This window comes from Nonomuraea sp. NPDC059194 (genome assembly GCF_042754765.1).
Classification (GTDB): domain Bacteria; phylum Actinomycetota; class Actinomycetes; order Streptosporangiales; family Streptosporangiaceae; genus Nonomuraea.
On sequence record NZ_JBHZBH010000002.1, the window covers coordinates 313258 to 329470 of the forward strand.

Genomic DNA, 16213 nt, shown 5'->3' on the forward strand with positions numbered 1-16213 from the left:
CAGCCGCCTTGGGATTACCCTACGCATAACGCACGGGGGCGTCACTAAGTTGCACTCCAGGTAGGGTTGACGCTGTGTTGCGACGCCGTTCCCAGACCTCAGTGGACGAATCCCCCGTCCCCACTGACGATCCTAAGCCCCAGGGCAAAGGACGTCCCACCCCGAAGCGCCGTGACGCCGAAGGGCGTCGGCGCCAACCGGTGACCGCGCCTGCCAACCGCAAAGAGGCCGTCAGGCAGATGCGGGCCAGGCAGGCGTCCGACCGGGACAAGGCCCGCCAGGGCATGCTGCGCGGCGAGGAGCGCTACCTTCCCGCCCGCGACAAGGGCCCCGTGCGCAAGTTCGCCCGCGACTGGGTCGACTCGCGGCGTGTCATCAGCCAGTACTTCCTGCCGTTCTCGCTGGTGATCCTGCTGCTGACGTGGATTCCCTTCCCGCCGGACATCCGCAACCTGGTCTACTTCGGCGTCATCACGGTCGGCTGGCCGGTCATGATGGTCGGCGTGCTGGCCACCTCGATCTGGGTGTCGTGGAAGGTCAAGAAGCTCGCCGCGGAGAAGTTCCCGAACGAGGAGCTGCGGGGCGTCGGCTTCTACGCGGCCATGCGGGCGCTGCAGATCCGCCGGCTCCGCTTCCCTCCGCCGCAGTTCCTGCCGGGCGGCAAGCCCGCGCCGCCCAAGGCCTGACCTCAGCCTCATCCGGTACGGCCCGCGCCCCTCAGGCGTGGGCCGCACCGGCATGTGCGGCAAAGTTTCCGCAAAAGCGGCAGGTCACTCGGGCGGCTCCCACCGGAGCGCCCCGCGGACCACGCGGGGCCGCCATCCGTCGATCGCGGTGCCGTCGCGCAGGGCGTCGGCGTTGGCCCGCAGCAGCTCCACATACGACCGTCCGGGGAAGACCGAAGCCGTGCCGTCGTCCCACCCGGTGTCGCCCACCGCGGAGTCGATCACGCCGTAGGGCTGCCGCTCGTCGTTGACGGGGTCGTGGAAGTACTGGAACGGGATCATCCTGCCGTTCCAGTACTCGGCGCGGGGGTCGGCGGCCGTCACGGTGTCGCCCGCGCACATCTGCCGCCAGCTGTCGGACGCGGTCAGCGCCAACCGCAGGAGCTTGAGCACCCGCGGCACCCTACCCGACGTACTCCCAGACAAGCTCACCGGAGATCACCGTCGGCCGGTGGCCGTCGACGACGCCTCCCGACTCCAGCGCGTCGGCGGTGTGCTTGAGCAGGGCGTGGAAGGAGCGTGCCCACGGCTCGCCGCCGAAGTACATGGACTCGGCCTTCAGGATCCTGCCGAGGTCGCCTCGCTCGGAGTCCAGCACCAGGTAGCCGCCCAAGCCTACGGGGCCGAGGGGGATCATCTGGCCGTCCCACGACTCGCCTCTCGGGTCGCCGCCGTCGTCGAAGTCGTCTGACTCGCACAGGGAGCGCCAGGTGTCCCTGATCTCGCGGATGCCGGTGGTGTGGTGGGAGGGCAGGGAGAGGCCGCCGTTGTGGCGCAGGAGGGAGGCGCGCAGGTCGTCGGGGAAGCGCAGGCCCATCTGGGACTCGGCCAGCGCGATCGTGCTCGCGCGTGCCGGGCGGCCAAGGCTGCTGTGGGACCTGGGCGCGTTGGCGGCCAGCCAGCCCTCGATGCGCCGCCACTGCCGCTCCACCAGGCGCTTCACGCGGGGGTCGACAGGCCGTACAGCGGGCGGGCGCCGCTCGGGGTGGCACGAGGCGTCGTCCGTGGTGATGGCCTCGAACAGGAGCTCGGGCCGAGATGGCGGCGCGGACGTCTCGAACTCCAGCGGCTCCTTCTTTCTCACGCCCGACAAGAAGCACTCGCCGTCCTCGTCCGGGCACGGAGGGAGCGATTCAATCGCGATCGCTATGGCTGTCTTGCAGATGCCGTCCAGATCCGCGCAGGAGAAGGGCTCGATGACCACGGGTGTCGCCTCGGGCGTCCACCTCCGTGGCTGCTCCCGCGGCTTGCCGAAGACCCACGCGTCCAGCGCGAGCGAGCCCGTCGCGAGCGCCCCCAGCGCCACCCCCGCGATCATCCAGCGTGGCCACCACCGCCGTCTGGGCGCTTCCTCGGCCCGGCCTTCCCGTGTGACGCCCGCGCGGCGGCGGCGCAGCCGTACCGCGATGGCGGCCAGGATGGCGGCGGTCAGCGCGAGCCGTACAAGCTTCACCACACGGGGCACACTATCCCGAACCGATACAGTCGAGTGCATGGAATTCCGTCACCTCGGCCGCAGCGGTCTCCTGGTCAGCGAGATCAGCTACGGCAACTGGATCACCCACGGCTCCCAGGTCGAGGAGGAGGCCGCCAACGAGTGCGTCAAGGCCGCTCTCGACGAGGGGATCACCACTTTCGACACCGCGGACGTCTACGCGGGCACGCGCGCCGAGGAGGTGCTGGGCCGGGCGCTGAAGGGGCTCAGGCGCGAGTCGCTGGAGATCTTCACCAAGGTCTACTGGCCCACGGGCCCCGGCCCCAACAACCGCGGCCTGTCGCGCAAGCACATCACCGAGTCGATCAACGGCTCGCTGCGCCGCCTGCAGACCGACTACGTCGACCTCTACCAGGCCCACCGCTTCGACTACACGACGCCGCTCGAAGAGACCCTCAAGACCTTCGACGACCTCGTACGGCAGGGCAAGGTCCTCTACGTCGGCGTCAGCGAGTGGACCGCCGACCAGATCGCCCAGGCGCTGAAGATCGCCGACGACATGGGCTTCGACCGCATCGTGTCCAACCAGCCGCAGTACAACGCCATCTGGCGGGTCATCGAGACGGAGATCGTGCCGCTGAGCGAGGAGGAGGGCGTCAGCCAGATCGTCTGGTCGCCCATCGCGCAGGGTGTGCTGACCGGCAAGTACCTGCCGGGCCAGGCCGTGCCCGCGGGCTCGCGCGCCACCGACGAGACCGGCGCCAAGATGATCGACAGGTTCATGAACGACGACGTGCTGACCCGCGTCCAGGAGCTCAAGCCGATCGCCGCCGACCTCGGCCTGTCCATGGCCCAGCTCGCGATCGCGTGGGTGCTGCAGAACCCCAACGTCGCCAGCGCCATCGTCGGGGCGTCCAGGCCCGAGCAGGTGCGCGACAACGTCAAGGCGGCGGGCGTCAAGCTCGACGCCGCGGTGCTCAAGCAGATCGACGACGTGCTCGGCCCCATCATCGAGCGCGACCCGGCCAAGACCGTCTCTCCGGCCACACGGCCATAGCGGTCAGCCATGAAACGAAAAACCCCTTGGCGTCCAAGGGGTTTTTCATTCACTCGGCTCGCAACGACAAACCCGCGTATTCAACCCGTTCCTCGTCGAGCAGAGCGACCTGCTCGACCCCCGATTCCAGCAGGTCACGATAGTTCTCGCCGAGCCACGACTCGGCGTCGGCCTGGCTGGGGAAAACCTCGCGCGGCAGTTGGCGGTCGGTCACTTCGCCGCCGTTCGCGTTTTCATAACGCCAGCGCCATGTCATGCCATACGCTCCTTGTCCGCGGGATCGCCGAGCTCACACACATCGTCACCCGCACCATACCGCCGCGTGATTATCGGCGATCGTCTCTGGACACCGCCGTGCGCGCCGGTCGGGCAGGCGTGCCACGCTGTGAGGCGTGCTTGTCAGGTTCATCGGTACGGCGGGGCGCGACGGCTGGCCCGCGCCCGGGTGTGGATGCGTCTCGTGCGCGGGACTGCCGCCGGGCTGGCGCGCCCCGCTGCGGGTCGAGGTCGACGGCGTGCTGACGCTGGGGCAGGAGGCGCCCCCGCCCGGCTACGAGGTCCGCGGCTCCCTCGTCGTCGCCCCTGACGGCTCCAGGCTCCTCGACCTGTCGTCGAGCGCTCCCGTTCCTCCCGTCACGTGTGATCTCGTTTTGGCAGACCTGCTCGCCGACCCTTCCGTGCTCGGCGACCTGCGCAGGCGCGGGCTCGTCACCGACACGACCCATGTGATCGCCGTCGGCCTGGACCACCGCGTCAGGTCGGAGCCGGAGCTGGCCAGGCGCCTCGCGATGTGGGGGGCGCGGGCCGTACCGGACGGGACCGTCCTGGACACCGCGCACGCTCCCCCGCCCGCCCCCGCTCCGCCCCGCCGCACGCTGCTGCTCGGCGGCTCGCGTTCGGGCAAGTCCGACGAGGCCGAGCTACGGCTGGCGGCCGAGCCCCACGTCACCTACCTCGCCACCGGCCCCTCGGGCGACGGCGACCCCGAGTGGGCCGCGCGGGTGGCCGCCCACCGCGCCAGACGTCCGGCCCACTGGGCGAACGAGGAGACCACCCGGCTGGCCGACGCGATCGCGCGGGCCACGACGCCGCTGCTGGTCGACGGGCTCGGGACGTGGCTGGCGGCGATGTTCGACGAGGCCGGCGCGTGGGAGGAGCCTTCACGCCGCGAAGAGGTGGTACGGCGCTGCGACGAGCTGGTCGAGGCCTGGCGCTCGACCCCTCAGCGGATCGTCGCGGTGTCGGACGAGGTGGGGCTCGGCGTCGTCCCCTCCACCCCCAGCGGACGCGCCTTCCGCGACGCGCTCGGCCGCCTGAACCAGCGACTGGCGGCCGAGTCGGAAGACGTCACGCTCGTCGTGGCAGGCCGCCTGCTCCCCCTCACCTGATCCGCACCCCGGGTGCCGATGGCCAGCTGCCTGCGCCCTTACCTGAGGCGGCACCCCGAGACGGTGGCAGGGCGCGCACCGCCGGGTGGGAAGAACCCGTGGTCAGGGACGGGCGTTTCGGACGGCGCGGGCCGACCAGCGGCCGTCCAGCCGGTCCACGCGCAGCTCGCGCCCGAAGCACTCCGACAGCGCCTGCTCGGTCAGCGTCTCCTCCACCGGGCCCGCTGCCAGGATGCGGGTGTCGCGCATGAGCAGCGCGTGCGTGGTCGTGGCGGGCACCTCCTCCAGGTGGTGCGTGACGGTCACCGTCGTGAGCCCGTCGCGTCCAGCCAGGTCCTCGATCGCGGTGATGAGGTCCTCGCGGGCGGGGAAGTCGAGCCCCGCGAACGGCTCGTCCAGCAGCAGGATCGCCGGATCGGCCATGAGCGCCCTGGCCACCCTGATCCTGGCCCGCTCCCCCTGCGAGCACACCACGAACAGCCGGTCGGCCAGATCCTTGCAGCCCATCTCGGCCAGCAGCGCGTGGGCCCTGTCGTGTTCGGCCTCGCCGTACCTGTCCCAGAGCGGCGCGCTCGTGCCCGTGTGACCGGTGAGCACCACGGTGTGCGCGGTCGCGGCCTCCTCCTCCAGCAGCGCCTCGTCCACCAGGCGCTGGCTGGCCGCGACCAGGCCGATGTCCCTGCGCAGCTCGCGGAGGTCCACCCTGCCCATCCGGCGGCCGAGGACGGTGGCCGTGCCCTCGCTGGGATGCCGTACGGCGGCGGCCAGCGACAGCAGGGTCGTCTTGCCGGCCCCGTTGGGACCGAGGATCACCCAGTGCTGACCGTAGGCGACCTGCCAGTCGATCCCTGCCAGCAGGGTCTTGCCGACCGCCCTGACACTGACACCTTCGAGTTCCACGGCATGCATCCGCACACCCTAACGACCATCCGGGCCCGATCCTGCCCGCGGGTCCTCTCGATGTCGGCGGCCGCCCCACCCGCCGGGCGGGACTTCGGCACCCCCTGGGACCGGGAGGACGCCCGTGGACGCCGAGGGACTAGAGGGACGCGCCCCGAGGGACGCTGGGGACACACGGGACTCCAGGGAATGCCCCGAGTTTCCCGGGAGCGCCCGGGACTCGGCGGACGTCCCGAGACTCCGACGGACGTCTGAGGGGACGCCATGAGGGACGCCTAGGGACTCGGCGGACGCACTGAGACTTCGGCGGGGCGAGGGAGGCGGGCGCGGTGACCGTAGGATCGGCGGTCATGACCGGGTGGGCGGACGGGTTGCGGTTCGCGGTGGGGACGTTGAGCGTCCTCCCCGTCAGAGTCGATCGGGTCGACCGTGAGGTGGCGGGGCAGGCGATGGTCCTGGCGCCGGTGGTCGGGCTGGTGCTCGGGGCCGTGAGCTGCCTGCCGCTTGCCCTGCCGGGTTCGGACCTGCTCGGGGCGGCGCTGGCGCTCGGTCTGCTCGCGCTGCTGACCAGGGGCCTGCATCTGGACGGGCTGGCGGACCTGGCGGACGGGCTGGGCAGCGGCAGGCCCGCCGCCCAAGCCCTCGATGTGATGAAAAAGTCGGACATCGGGCCGTTCGGGGTCGTCACGCTGGTCTTCACGTTGATCGTGCAGTGCGCGGCGCTGGCCGAGACCGGCCCGGTCGCGCTGGTCGCGGCCTGCGTGACCGGGCGGCTGGCGCTGACATGGGCGTGCACGCGGGGGGTGCCGTCCGCACGGCCGGGCGGGCTCGGCGACATGGTGGCCGGCACGGTACGGCGTGGCACGGCGCTCGCCGCCACCCTGGCCGTGCTGGTCGCGGCCCTACTCGCCGGACTCGGCGGGCTCGCCGGACTCGGCGGAGCGGGAGGGGTCGTCCTCCCGCTGGCCGTGCTCGCGGGCCTGGGTGCGGCGGTGGGGTTGCTCGCCCACGCGGTGCGCAGGCTCGGTGGCGTCACGGGCGACGTGCTGGGCGCGCTCGTCGAGACCGCGACGACCGTGGTGCTCGTCGTGTGCGCGCTGTTCAGCTGACCGGCTGCGCCTGCCCTACAGCGACAGCCGGTGCGCGCTGTCCTGCCCAACTGCGACAACAGTTCAGGTGACCGGCTGCGCTTGCCGTACCGGCGACAGTTTGAACACCAGCGCCGCGATGACGGCCAGCACCGCCCACCCGACGAGGCCGGTGATGCCCGCGAACACCGTGTTGGGCGGGTCGGCCGCGTCGCCGAGCAGGAGGGCGAGAGCGGCGGCAGGGTTGAGCGCCGCGTGGCCGATCACGGCGGGCCAGAGGCTGCCCGTGCGCAGGCGCAGCCAGCCGAACAGCATCCCGGCCAGCACGCAGAACCCCACGAACAGGAGGGCGGACCACGGGCCGATGGCCGGGTAGTTGTAGCCGAGCGCGGTCGCGGGCGCGTGCCAGAGCCCCCAGATCACCCCGGACAGCACCAGCCCGCCGGACACTCCGCGCGAGGCGACCAGGTTCGGCAGCAGCCAGCCGCGCCAGCCCCACTCCTCCCCCAGCATGGGGACGATGTTGAGGATCGGCAGCAGCAGGGTCGAGACCAGCAGTTGGACGATCAGCGCGGTGTGCGGGTCGGCCGAGGCCCCGAGCACCGAGGCGAAGAGGCTGCGGCCGAGGTCGAGGGTGACCAGGCCGAGGGCCGCGGTCAGGGCGAGCGTGCCGTACACGATCAGGGGGACGGCCGCCCACGCGGCCAGCAGCAGGCCGACGGTGCGGCGCGGGCGCTCGCCGAGAGTGAGGCCCGTCTGCCTCGCCCATGCGCGGAACGGCGTGCGCCTGGCCAGCCAGACGGCCAGCACGCCCAGGGTGGGGGTGAACATCATGAGCCCGATCAGCGGGCCGAACAGGGGGTCGGCCAGTCCTTGGCCGAGCCACAGGGGTAGCGCGGCCAGCCACGCCGTACCGAAGGTGACCAGGAGGAAGAGCGCCATCACGCGCTGACCCTTTCGTCGATGAGGGCGTTGAGCAGGGCGGCGCCGCGTGCGGCGTCGTCGACGCTGATCAGGAGCTGACCTCCGGACCGGTAACGCAGGATCAGGCAGTCGCCACCGCGCAGCATGATCGCCGCGGCGCCGGGGAGGCCCCTGATGCCCCAGCCGCCCACCTGGCTCGGGACGCGCTGCTCCGACCAGGCGCGCTCGATCTTGGAGAGTCTGATCCGGCGCACCGGCCAGCCGAGGGGGCCGAAGCCGACGGCGACGCCGTCCTCGGTGATCCGCACAGTGGCGGAGGAGGTCAGCAGGCCGCACGCGAGCACGAAGGCCGCCACGCCGAGCAGCGGCCAGCCCGCGCCCGGCATCAGCCCCATGAGCGTGAGGACGCCGCAGGCCACGGTCAGCAGCGCGGCGCCCACGGTGACCGCGACCAGCCACGCGTTGGAGACGCGGCTGACCCACACCGAACGCTGGCCGGGACGCAGCCGCAGCCTGGGCGGCGCCTCGCCGTCGGGCGCGGACTGGTCGGGCTCGCCCCTGAGGAGGAAGCCCGCGAGCACGCCCACGGCGGCGGCCACGGTCAGGACGGCCACGACGTGCCAGCCGACGTTCCTGGCCTGGGTCCAGACCGGGATGTCGAGGTTGGCGAAGACGATCGACAGCTCCATGCCGATCACGAGGCAGCCCCAGCCGAACAGGCCGCCCCACCAGTAGGCGCGGCTCAGCCTGCGCTCGAAGGCCCTGCCGTGCAGGGCGATGCCGGCCATGAGGGCCAGGGCCGCGAGTGCCATGGCGGCGGTGAACAGCAGGTTCTGGGTGAAGGACATGCTGCCGTCGGGGACGGAGCCGCTCCAGTGGGTGGCAATGGGGTCGGGCAGCCTGTCGCGCACGGCGAGGGGCAGCGCCACGAGGACGGCGGAGACGGTCAGTCCCCACACCCCCGTGGCGAGCAGCGCGCGGTTCCTGCTGGTCATGGCAGCTCCTTCAGTACGTCAATGAGGTCGTCGCGGCTGTAGCCGTACTTCTTGGCCTCCTCGAGCAGGTCGCGGGCGCGCTGGACGATGAGCGCGCGGCCGGTCGGGACGCCCGCCACGCTCACCCCCCTGCCTCTCCTGAACTCCAGGAGGCCCTCGTCGCGCAGGTCGCGCAGGGCGCGCAGCACGGTGTTGGCGTTGATGCCGAGCGCGTCGGCGAGGTCCTTGGCCGGCGGGAGGCGGTCGCCTGCCTGATAGGAGCCCTCGCCTATGGCGCGCCTGATCGCTCCCGCCACCTGTTCGTGCAGGGGCCGGGGATCGTTGAGATCGAGCGTGAGCAACATGGTGCTATTAACACTAGCATCATTTTGCGATGGGGCATTGGTGGGATGAACCCCTGTTTATGAATAAGCCGCCAACCGTGGATAGCATCGGTCTACGTGACCACTGTGCGGCTGAACTCAGCAGATCCCGTCTCGTTCGACACCGACGCTCTGGTCGTCGGTTTCCTGTCAGGTTCCGAGGGCCCGCGCCCCACCGCGAAGGGCCTCGACGCCGCCTTCGACGGCAAGCTGGGCGCCTCGCTGAACGCCCTCGGCTTCGCGGGAAAGCCCGGCGAGATCGCCAAGATCCCGACGTTCGGCGCCATCACCGCGCCGCTCCTGGTCGCCGTCGGGCTCGGTGAGTCCGCCGACCCCGAGTCGCTGCGCCGCGCCGCGGGCACGGCCGTCCGCTCCCTCGCCGGTACGGCACGCGCCGCCCTCACGCTGCCCGCCGCCTCCGAGCGGGAGGCCGAGGCGATCGCGCTCGGCGGCCTGCTCGGCGCCTACAGCTACGCCAGGTACCGCACCAACGGCGAGCAGAAGGCCCCCGTCGGTGAGCTGGTCGTGCTGACCTCCGCCGAGGGCTCGGCCGAGCGCGTCTCGATCCTGGCCGACGCCGTCGCGATGGTGCGCGACCTGGTCAACACCCCGCCGATGGACCTGTGGCCCGCCAAGTTCGCCGAGATCGCCGAGCAGGAGGGCGCCAAGGTGGGCCTGAGCGTCGAGGTCCTCGACGAGAAGCAGCTCAAGGACGGCGGCTACGGCGGCATCGTCGGCGTCGGCCAGGGCTCGGCCAACCCGCCGCGCCTGGTGCGCCTGGCCTACTCCCACCCCGAGGCGACCCAGACGCTGGCCTACGTCGGCAAGGGCATCACCTTCGACTCCGGCGGCCTGTCGCTCAAGCCGTCCGCCGCCATGGACTGGATGAAGTCCGACATGGGCGGCGCGGGCGCGGTGTTCGGCGCCCTCCTCGGCATCGCCCGCCTCGGCCTCAAGGTGAACGCCGTCGGCTACCTCTGCCTGGCCGAGAACCTGCCCAGCGGCACCGCCACCCGCCCGTCCGACGTGCTGACCAGCTACAGCGGCAAGACCGTCGAGGTGCTCGACACCGACGCCGAGGGCCGCCTGGTCCTCATGGACGGCATCGCCCGCGCCCTCGAGGACGACCCCGACCTCATCGTCGACGTCGCCACCCTGACCGGCGCGCAGATCGTCGCGCTCGGCTGGCGTACGGCGGGCGTCATGTCCAACGACGACGCCATCCGCGAACTGGTCGTCTCCGTCGCCGACGAGGCGGGCGAGGGCGCGTGGGGCATGCCGCTGCCCGAGGAGCTGCGCAAGGGCCTCGACTCGCCGATCGCCGACATCGCCAACCTCCAGCCCGAGCGCTGGGGCAGCATGCTCGCTGCGGGGATCTTCCTGAAGGAGTTCGTGCCCGAGGGCAGGCGCTGGGCCCACATCGACATGGCGGGGCCCGCCTTCAACAAGGGCGAGCCGCACGGCTACACGCCGAAGGGCGGCACGGGCGCTATCACCCGCACCCTCATCGGACTGGCCGAGAGGGCCGCAACGGGCCTTAACAAGTGAAAAGATGACGGCATCACCATCCGACAAGGAGCTTTCCTGTGGCCTACGACATCGTCGTCCTAGGTGGCGGTAGCGGCGGCTATGCCTGCGCACTGCGGGCGGCAGAGCTGGGCAAGACGGTCGCGCTGATCGAGAAGGACAAGATCGGCGGCACCTGCCTCCACCGCGGCTGCATCCCCACCAAGGCGCTGCTGCACTCTGCCGAGATCGCCGACGAGACCCGCGAGAGCGAGGCCTACGGCGTCAAGGCCCGGTTCGACGGCATCGACGTGCCCGGCGTCCACGCCTTCAAGGACAAGATCGTCACCCGGGCGTGGAAGGGTGTGCAGGGCCTGCTCAAGTCAGCGGGCGTCACGATCGTCGAGGGCGAGGGCAGGCTCGTCGGCCCCAACCGGATCCAGGTGGGCGACGAGGTCTACGAGGGCGCCAACCTCGTCCTGGCCACGGGCAGCGCGCCCAAGTCGCTGCCCGGCCTGGAGATCGACGGCGAGCGGGTCATCACCAGCGAGCACACGCTGAAGATGGACCGCGTTCCCTCCTCGGTCATCGTGCTCGGCGGCGGCGTCATCGGCGTGGAGCTGGCCAGCGTCTACCGTTCCTTCGGCGCCGAGGTCACGATCGTCGAGGCCCTGCCCCACCTGCTTCCCCTGGAGGAGGAGTCCAGCTCCAAGCTGCTGGAGCGCGCCTTCCGCCGCAGGGGCATCAAGTACGAGCTGGGCGTCTTCTTCGACAGCGTCAAGACCACCGACACCGGCGTGGTCGTCACGCTGGCCAACGGCAAGACCCTCGACGCGGAGCTGCTGCTGGTGGCCGTGGGCCGCGGCGCGGTGAGCGCGGGCATCGGCTTCGAGGAGCAGGGCGTCGCGATCGAGCGCGGCACCGTGGTCGTCGACGAGCACTGCCAGACCAGCCTGCCCGGCGTCTACGCGATCGGCGACCTGATCGACACCCTGCAGCTGGCGCACGCCGGTTTCGCCGAGGGCATCATGGTGGCCGAGCACATCGCGGGCCTCAACCCGCCGCCGATCGACTACGACGGCGTGCCGCGCATCACCTACTCCGACCCCGAGGTCGCCTCGGTGGGCATCACCTCCAAGCAGGCGGCCGAGCGGGGCATCGAGATCGTCGAGCAGGTCTACGACCTGGCGGGCAACCCCAAGAGCCAGATTCTCGGCACCGCCGGGGCCGTCAAGGTGCTGGCCGAGAAGGACGGCCCCGTCGTGGGCGTCCACATGGTCGGCCGCCGTATCGGCGAGCTCGTCACCGAGGGCCAGCTGATCTACAACTGGGAGGCGCTCCCCGCGGAGGTCGCCCAGCTGATCCACGCTCACCCGACCCAGTCCGAAGCCATGGGCGAGGCCATGCTGGCGCTGGCCGGCAAGCCCCTGCACGTCCACAACTAACACCTCGAGGAAGACAAACCCATGCCGGTCTCCGTACAGATGCCCCAGCTCGGCGAGAGCGTGACCGAGGGCACGGTAACCCGTTGGCTGAAGAAGGAGGGCGAGCGCGTCGAGGCTGACGAGCCGCTCCTCGAAGTGTCCACCGACAAGGTTGACACCGAGATCCCGTCGCCTTCGGCGGGTGTTCTCACCAAGATTGTCGTCGCCGAGGACGAGACCGTCGAGGTCGGCGCCGAGCTTGCGGTCATTGACGAGAACGGCACGGCCGGCGCCGCCGCTCCCGCTCCCGAGGCTGCCGCGGCTCCCGCGCCCGCCCCTGAGCCCGAGCCTGAGCCCGCTCCCGCACCGGTCTCCTCCATCCCGCAGCCCGCGCCCGCCGCCGCGGCCCCTGCCCCTGCCGCACCGGCTCCGGCTCCGGCTCCCGTGCAGGCCCAGGCGCCCGCGCAGGCTCCCGCCGCCGCGCCGCTGCCCTCGGGCGAGAGCCCGTACGTGACGCCGCTGGTGCGCAAGCTGGCCAACGAGCACGGGGTCGACCTCGACTCGCTGAACGGCACCGGCGTCGGTGGCCGCATCCGCAAGCAGGACGTGCTCGAGGCCGCCAAGACGCAGCGCGAGCAGGCCGCCCCCGCTCCCGCCGCTCAGGCAGCCGCGCCCGCCCAGGCCGCGCCTGCTCAGGCCGCGCCCGCCGCCCCTGCCGCTCCGGCCGCCGCCGCTCAGGCTCCGGTGGCCGCCGCGCCCGAGGCGGTCCAGGTCGACACGACGCTGCGGGGCCGTACCGAGAAGATGTCGCGCCTGCGGCAGACCATCGCCAAGCGCATGGTCGAGTCGCTGCAGACCGCGGCGCAGCTCACGTCGGTCGTCGAGGTCGACGTCACCAAGATCGCCAAGCTGCGAGCGAAGGCGAAGGACGAGTTCTTCCGCCGCGAGGGCGTCAAGCTGACCTTCACTCCGTTCTTCGCGATGGCCGCGGTCGAGGCGCTCAAGCAGCACCCGAAGCTCAACGCCACGATCAACAACGAGACCAACGAGGTGACCTACTTCGACGTCGAGAACCTCGGCGTCGCGGTCGACACCGAGCGTGGCCTGCTCGCGGCGGTCGTCCACCACGCCGGCGACCTCAACCTGGCCGGCCTGGCCAGGAAGATCACCGACGTGGCCGAGCGCACCCGCGACAACAAGGTGACCCCTGACGAGCTCACTGGCGGCACGTTCACGCTGACCAACACCGGCAGCCGCGGCGCGCTGTTCGACACGCCGATCCTGAACCAGCCGCAGGTCGGCATGCTCGGCACCGGCGCGGTCGTCAAGCGTCCCGTCGTGCTCGACACGCCGGAGGGCGAGGTCATCGCGGTCAGGTCGATGGTCTACCTGGCGCTGACCTACGACCACCGCCTGGTCGACGGCGCCGACGCGGCGCGCTTCCTGACCACGATCAAGCGCCGCCTCGAAGAAGGCCGCTTCGAGGCCCAGCTGGGCCTGGCGTAGCCAGCTCTGTTTTGTCGACGGGCGCCCGCGGATTCTCTCCGCGGGCGCCCGCGGCATTTCTTTCTCTTCTGTACGGCAAGCCAGGTCAAGCCCACCGTGGTCACCGCTGACCGCCCGTCCTCCACGCCACTCCAGCGGGACTTCGCGACCCGCCGTCACATCGCACCTTCACGGACTCCCCACGCGGCTCCCGTCCTGCCCGCTCCGTCACCGCCTGGCCCGCCCCCGCCTGACACCCCGGCCGACGCCGCGCCCCGCGCACTCCGGGGTAAGTCATCCGGCCAACACCACTCGCCACGTAGAGCCGAACCCGCACGAGCGGTCCCCGCCGCCCGCCTGGGGGTGTGGGGTGGGCCGCGAGCGGGTGTGGCGGTGGCGGGCGGGGGAGCCTGGTGGGCGGGGGTGGGACGCGTAGGGTGGGAGGATGGCGATCATCGTGACGGGGGCGTCGGGGCTGCTCGGCAGGGCGCTGGTCGGCGCGCTCACCGAGGAGGGTGAGCGGGTCGTCCGGCTGGTAAGGCGCCCGCCCACGAGCAGCGACGAGGCGCTCTGGCAACCCGACAAGGGCCTCGTCGACCAGGCCGCGCTGGACGGCGCGCAGGCGGTGGTGCACCTGGCGGGCGCGGGGCTCGGCGAACGCCGGTGGAGCGAGGCCTACCGGCGGGAGATCGTCGACAGCAGGGTGGCGGGCACCAGGACGCTGGTCACGGCGCTGAAGAAGCTGGAGCGCCCGCCCCACGTGCTCCTGTCGGCCTCTGGAGCGGGCTTCTACGGCGACACGGGCGACCGGGCGACCGATGAGAGCGGCCCACGCGGCGAGGGCTTCCTGGCGGAGCTGTGCGAGCAGTGGGAGGCGGAGGCGGCGCAGGCCGAGTCGGCGGGCATCAGGACCGTCCGACTCAGGACCGCGATCACGCTGTCGTCCCGTGGCGGGGCGCTCAAGCAGATGCTGCCGATCTTCAAGCTGGGGCTGGGCGCGCCGCTCGGTTCTGGCGGGCAGTGGTGGGCGTGGATCTCGCTCGACGACTGGGTGCGTGCCGTACTCCATATCCTGAGAAATCGGGATATCGCGGGGCCGGTGAACGTGGCCGCGCCCGAGCCCGTGACCAACAAGGAGTTCACGAAGGCGCTGGGCAGAGCGCTGAAGAAACCGACGATGCCGATCGCCGTGCCGGGGTTCGCGCTGCGGACCGGGCTCGGCGGTTTCGCAGACGAGGGGCTGCTGATCGGACAGCGTGCCGTACCGGCGAAACTGCTTGACAGCGGCTTCAGGTTCCTGCATCCGACCCTCGACGAGGCGCTGGCGGCCGTACTCTAGTGAGCCATTCGTCCGACTCACCGTGGGGGGTAGCACAATGACCAGGACAGGGCAGTCCCACATCCTCGCCATCGGCGGCGGATCCTTCAGAGCGACCGAACGCTACAGCTTCCTTCAGGCCAGCCCGCTGCTGCGCTACGCGCTTGATCTCACCGGCCAGGACCGGCCCAAGCTCGGCCTGCTCGCCACCGCGACAGGTGACGACTCCGACTGGCTGCTGAAGATGTATGGCGCGTTCGCCGGTTGGGACGTCGAGGTGAGCCACCTGACGGTGTTCCCGATGCCCAACGTCGAGGACCCGAGGGCGTGGATGCTCGACCAGGACATGATCTACGTCAGTGGTGGCAGCGTGGCCAACCTGGCGGCCCTGTGGCGGCTGCACGGCCTCGACGAGGCCTTCGAGGAGGCGTGGCGGTCGGGTGTGGTGCTGGCGGGGCAGAGCGCCGGAGCGCTGTGCTGGCACGTCGGCGGCAACACCGACTCCTTCGGCCCCCGGCTGCGGGCGTGGGCCGACGGCCTGGCGCTGCTGCCGTACTCGTGCGGCGTCCACTACAACTCCGACCCGCAGCGCAGGCAGCTGCTGCACGAGTCGGTGGCCAGCGGCGAGCTGCCCGACGGCTACGCCGCCGACGAGGGCGTGGGCCTGCACTACGTCGGCACCGAGTTCATCCAGGCGGTCACCGTCGACCCGGCGGGCTACGCCTACCGGATCGAGCACGACGGCGCGGGCGGGGTGAAGGAGTTCAGGATCGAGCCGCGCCTGCTCACGGCATAACCGGCCGACGGCCGGGCCATTGCGGTCCCGTGGTCGTTTCTTGTGAGTAACCTTTATCTGTGGCGAAGCTGACGATTGTCCGTCTTGGTGTGGACGTGCCGTACGAACAGGCCTGGGAACTCCAACGACGCGTCCACGCCCACCGGGTCGCGGGGTCGCTCGGCGACACCGCGCTGTTGCTGGAGCATGCGCCGGTCTACACCGCGGGCAGGCGTACGGCGGCGCACGAGCGGCCCGCCGACGGCACCCCGGTCGTCGACGTCGACAGGGGCGGCCGTATCACCTGGCACGGGCCGGGTCAGCTCGTCGGCTACCCGATCATGCGGGTGGGCGACGTCGGCGCCTATGTGCACGCGCTCGAAGAGGCGATGATCCAGATCTGCGCCGACTTCGGCGTGAGCGTGCACAGGGTCGCGGGGCGCAGCGGCGTCTGGGTGCGCGACGAGGGCGGCCCCGAACGCGCTCTCGGCGCGGTCGGCATCAGGATCGTGGGCGGCGTCACCATGCACGGCTTCGCGCTCAACTGCGCCAACGACCCGAGCTGGTTCAACAGGATCGTGCCGTGCGGCATCACCGACGCGGGCGTCACGTCGCTGTCGCAGGAGTCGGGGCGGCGCATCGTGGTCGACGAGGTCATGCCGTACGCGGAGAAGCGGCTGGCCGAGGCGCTGGAGGCCGAGCCGCAGGACATGCACGAGGAGGACCTTCTCCAAGCGGTGGCGAAACTGCGGTGAAATCGGGATGAGCGGCCCTTAGGATCGCGGCATGCGAAGGAGCGCCGCTCTCGTCCTTTCCCTCGCTGTTCATGCT

General features: G+C 71.3%; 17 protein-coding genes. 10 read left to right on the forward strand and 7 right to left on the reverse strand.

Annotated elements, in window-relative coordinates; genetic code table 11:
* The first annotated feature begins 101 nt into the window (after positions 1-101).
* Positions 102-686 (forward strand): DUF3043 domain-containing protein, encoded by a 585-nt coding sequence (locus ACFXJ8_RS04185; RefSeq protein WP_379642330.1) that lies wholly within the window; start codon positions 102-104, stop codon positions 684-686.
* Positions 687-770: 84 nt separating this feature from the next.
* Here the strand turns inward: ACFXJ8_RS04185 and ACFXJ8_RS04190 are convergent, their stop codons facing one another.
* A complete protein-coding gene (locus ACFXJ8_RS04190) occupies positions 771-1118 on the reverse strand; it encodes a hypothetical protein (protein ID WP_379642331.1) in 348 nt (115 codons plus the stop codon).
* Between the two features lie 10 nt (positions 1119-1128).
* Positions 1129-2181: an SMI1/KNR4 family protein gene (locus ACFXJ8_RS04195; protein WP_379642332.1), complete on the reverse strand. Its 1053-nt coding sequence runs from the start codon at positions 2179-2181 to the stop codon at positions 1129-1131.
* Between the two features lie 37 nt (positions 2182-2218).
* On the opposite strand from ACFXJ8_RS04195, the gene ACFXJ8_RS04200 reads away from it, so the two are divergent.
* Complete coding sequence (locus tag ACFXJ8_RS04200) at positions 2219-3217, forward strand: aldo/keto reductase family protein (RefSeq protein ID WP_379642333.1); 999 nt, start codon at positions 2219-2221, stop codon at positions 3215-3217.
* A 49-nt stretch (positions 3218-3266) separates the two neighbouring features.
* Here the strand turns inward: ACFXJ8_RS04200 and ACFXJ8_RS04205 are convergent, their stop codons facing one another.
* A complete protein-coding gene (locus tag ACFXJ8_RS04205) occupies positions 3267-3473 on the reverse strand; it encodes a hypothetical protein (protein WP_379642334.1) in 207 nt (68 codons plus the stop codon).
* A gap of 136 nt (positions 3474-3609) precedes the next feature.
* Here ACFXJ8_RS04205 and ACFXJ8_RS04210 point away from each other — a divergent pair, with 136 nt between their 5' ends.
* Positions 3610-4605 (forward strand): bifunctional adenosylcobinamide kinase/adenosylcobinamide-phosphate guanylyltransferase, encoded by a 996-nt coding sequence (locus tag ACFXJ8_RS04210; protein ID WP_379642335.1) that lies wholly within the window; start codon positions 3610-3612, stop codon positions 4603-4605.
* 102 nt (positions 4606-4707) lie between these two features.
* Here ACFXJ8_RS04210 and ACFXJ8_RS04215 read toward each other — a convergent pair whose 3' ends face one another.
* Positions 4708-5514: an ABC transporter ATP-binding protein gene (locus tag ACFXJ8_RS04215; protein ID WP_379642336.1), complete on the reverse strand. Its 807-nt coding sequence runs from the start codon at positions 5512-5514 to the stop codon at positions 4708-4710.
* Positions 5515-5855: 341 nt separating this feature from the next.
* On the opposite strand from ACFXJ8_RS04215, the gene ACFXJ8_RS04220 reads away from it, so the two are divergent.
* Entirely contained in the window at positions 5856-6614 is a 759-nt protein-coding gene (locus ACFXJ8_RS04220) for an adenosylcobinamide-GDP ribazoletransferase (RefSeq protein WP_379642560.1), read from the forward strand.
* Between the two features lie 63 nt (positions 6615-6677).
* Here the strand turns inward: ACFXJ8_RS04220 and ACFXJ8_RS04225 are convergent, their stop codons facing one another.
* From ACFXJ8_RS04225 to ACFXJ8_RS04235, 3 genes are read right to left on the reverse strand one after another with little or no spacing between them, the layout of a single operon-like run.
* The gene (locus ACFXJ8_RS04225) at positions 6678-7535 is read right to left on the reverse strand and encodes a CPBP family intramembrane glutamic endopeptidase (protein WP_379642561.1); all 858 of its coding nucleotides are present in this window, start codon (positions 7533-7535) and stop codon (positions 6678-6680) included.
* A complete protein-coding gene (locus tag ACFXJ8_RS04230) occupies positions 7535-8512 on the reverse strand; it encodes a hypothetical protein (protein WP_379642337.1) in 978 nt (325 codons plus the stop codon). Before ACFXJ8_RS04230 ends, ACFXJ8_RS04225 begins: the two co-directional genes overlap by 1 nt.
* Positions 8509-8856, reverse strand: a complete 348-nt coding sequence (locus ACFXJ8_RS04235; protein WP_379642338.1) for a GntR family transcriptional regulator — start codon at positions 8854-8856, stop codon at positions 8509-8511. The genes ACFXJ8_RS04230 and ACFXJ8_RS04235 overlap by 4 nt, the downstream gene beginning before the upstream one ends.
* 96 nt (positions 8857-8952) lie before the next feature.
* On the opposite strand from ACFXJ8_RS04235, the gene ACFXJ8_RS04240 reads away from it, so the two are divergent.
* The 6 genes from ACFXJ8_RS04240 (at position 8953) to lipB (ending at position 16137) form a co-directional block, all read left to right on the forward strand.
* Complete coding sequence (locus tag ACFXJ8_RS04240) at positions 8953-10422, forward strand: leucyl aminopeptidase (protein WP_379642339.1); 1470 nt, start codon at positions 8953-8955, stop codon at positions 10420-10422.
* 38 nt (positions 10423-10460) lie between these two features.
* On the forward strand, positions 10461-11825 hold the full coding sequence (gene lpdA, locus ACFXJ8_RS04245; protein WP_379642340.1) for a dihydrolipoyl dehydrogenase: 1365 nt from the start codon (positions 10461-10463) through the stop codon (positions 11823-11825).
* A 21-nt stretch (positions 11826-11846) separates the two neighbouring features.
* Positions 11847-13310, forward strand: coding sequence for a 2-oxo acid dehydrogenase subunit E2 (locus tag ACFXJ8_RS04250; protein WP_379642341.1), 1464 nt, complete (start codon positions 11847-11849; stop codon positions 13308-13310).
* Positions 13311-13734: 424 nt separating this feature from the next.
* Positions 13735-14628 (forward strand): TIGR01777 family oxidoreductase, encoded by an 894-nt coding sequence (locus tag ACFXJ8_RS04255; protein WP_379642342.1) that lies wholly within the window; start codon positions 13735-13737, stop codon positions 14626-14628.
* 37 nt (positions 14629-14665) lie between these two features.
* Positions 14666-15403, forward strand: a complete 738-nt coding sequence (locus tag ACFXJ8_RS04260) for a Type 1 glutamine amidotransferase-like domain-containing protein (protein WP_379642343.1) — start codon at positions 14666-14668, stop codon at positions 15401-15403.
* 59 nt (positions 15404-15462) lie between these two features.
* On the forward strand, positions 15463-16137 hold the full coding sequence (gene lipB / locus ACFXJ8_RS04265) for a lipoyl(octanoyl) transferase LipB (RefSeq protein ID WP_379642344.1): 675 nt from the start codon (positions 15463-15465) through the stop codon (positions 16135-16137).
* Positions 16138-16213 lie beyond the last annotated feature (76 nt).

Coding starts and splice junctions, on each gene's coding strand:
- ACFXJ8_RS04200 (WP_379642333.1), top strand. CDS start 2,219: ATGGAATTCCGTCACCTCGGCCGCAGCGGTCTCCTGGTCAGCGAGATC.
- ACFXJ8_RS04255 (WP_379642342.1), top strand. CDS start 13,735: ATGGCGATCATCGTGACGGGGGCGTCGGGGCTGCTCGGCAGGGCGCTG.
- ACFXJ8_RS04205 (WP_379642334.1), bottom strand. CDS start 3,473: ATGACATGGCGCTGGCGTTATGAAAACGCGAACGGCGGCGAAGTGACC.
- ACFXJ8_RS04215 (WP_379642336.1), bottom strand. CDS start 5,514: ATGCATGCCGTGGAACTCGAAGGTGTCAGTGTCAGGGCGGTCGGCAAG.
- ACFXJ8_RS04230 (WP_379642337.1), bottom strand. CDS start 8,512: ATGACCAGCAGGAACCGCGCGCTGCTCGCCACGGGGGTGTGGGGACTG.
- ACFXJ8_RS04235 (WP_379642338.1), bottom strand. CDS start 8,856: ATGTTGCTCACGCTCGATCTCAACGATCCCCGGCCCCTGCACGAACAG.
- ACFXJ8_RS04225 (WP_379642561.1), bottom strand. CDS start 7,535: ATGGCGCTCTTCCTCCTGGTCACCTTCGGTACGGCGTGGCTGGCCGCG.
- ACFXJ8_RS04260 (WP_379642343.1), top strand. CDS start 14,666: ATGACCAGGACAGGGCAGTCCCACATCCTCGCCATCGGCGGCGGATCC.
- ACFXJ8_RS04250 (WP_379642341.1), top strand. CDS start 11,847: ATGCCGGTCTCCGTACAGATGCCCCAGCTCGGCGAGAGCGTGACCGAG.
- ACFXJ8_RS04220 (WP_379642560.1), top strand. CDS start 5,856: ATGACCGGGTGGGCGGACGGGTTGCGGTTCGCGGTGGGGACGTTGAGC.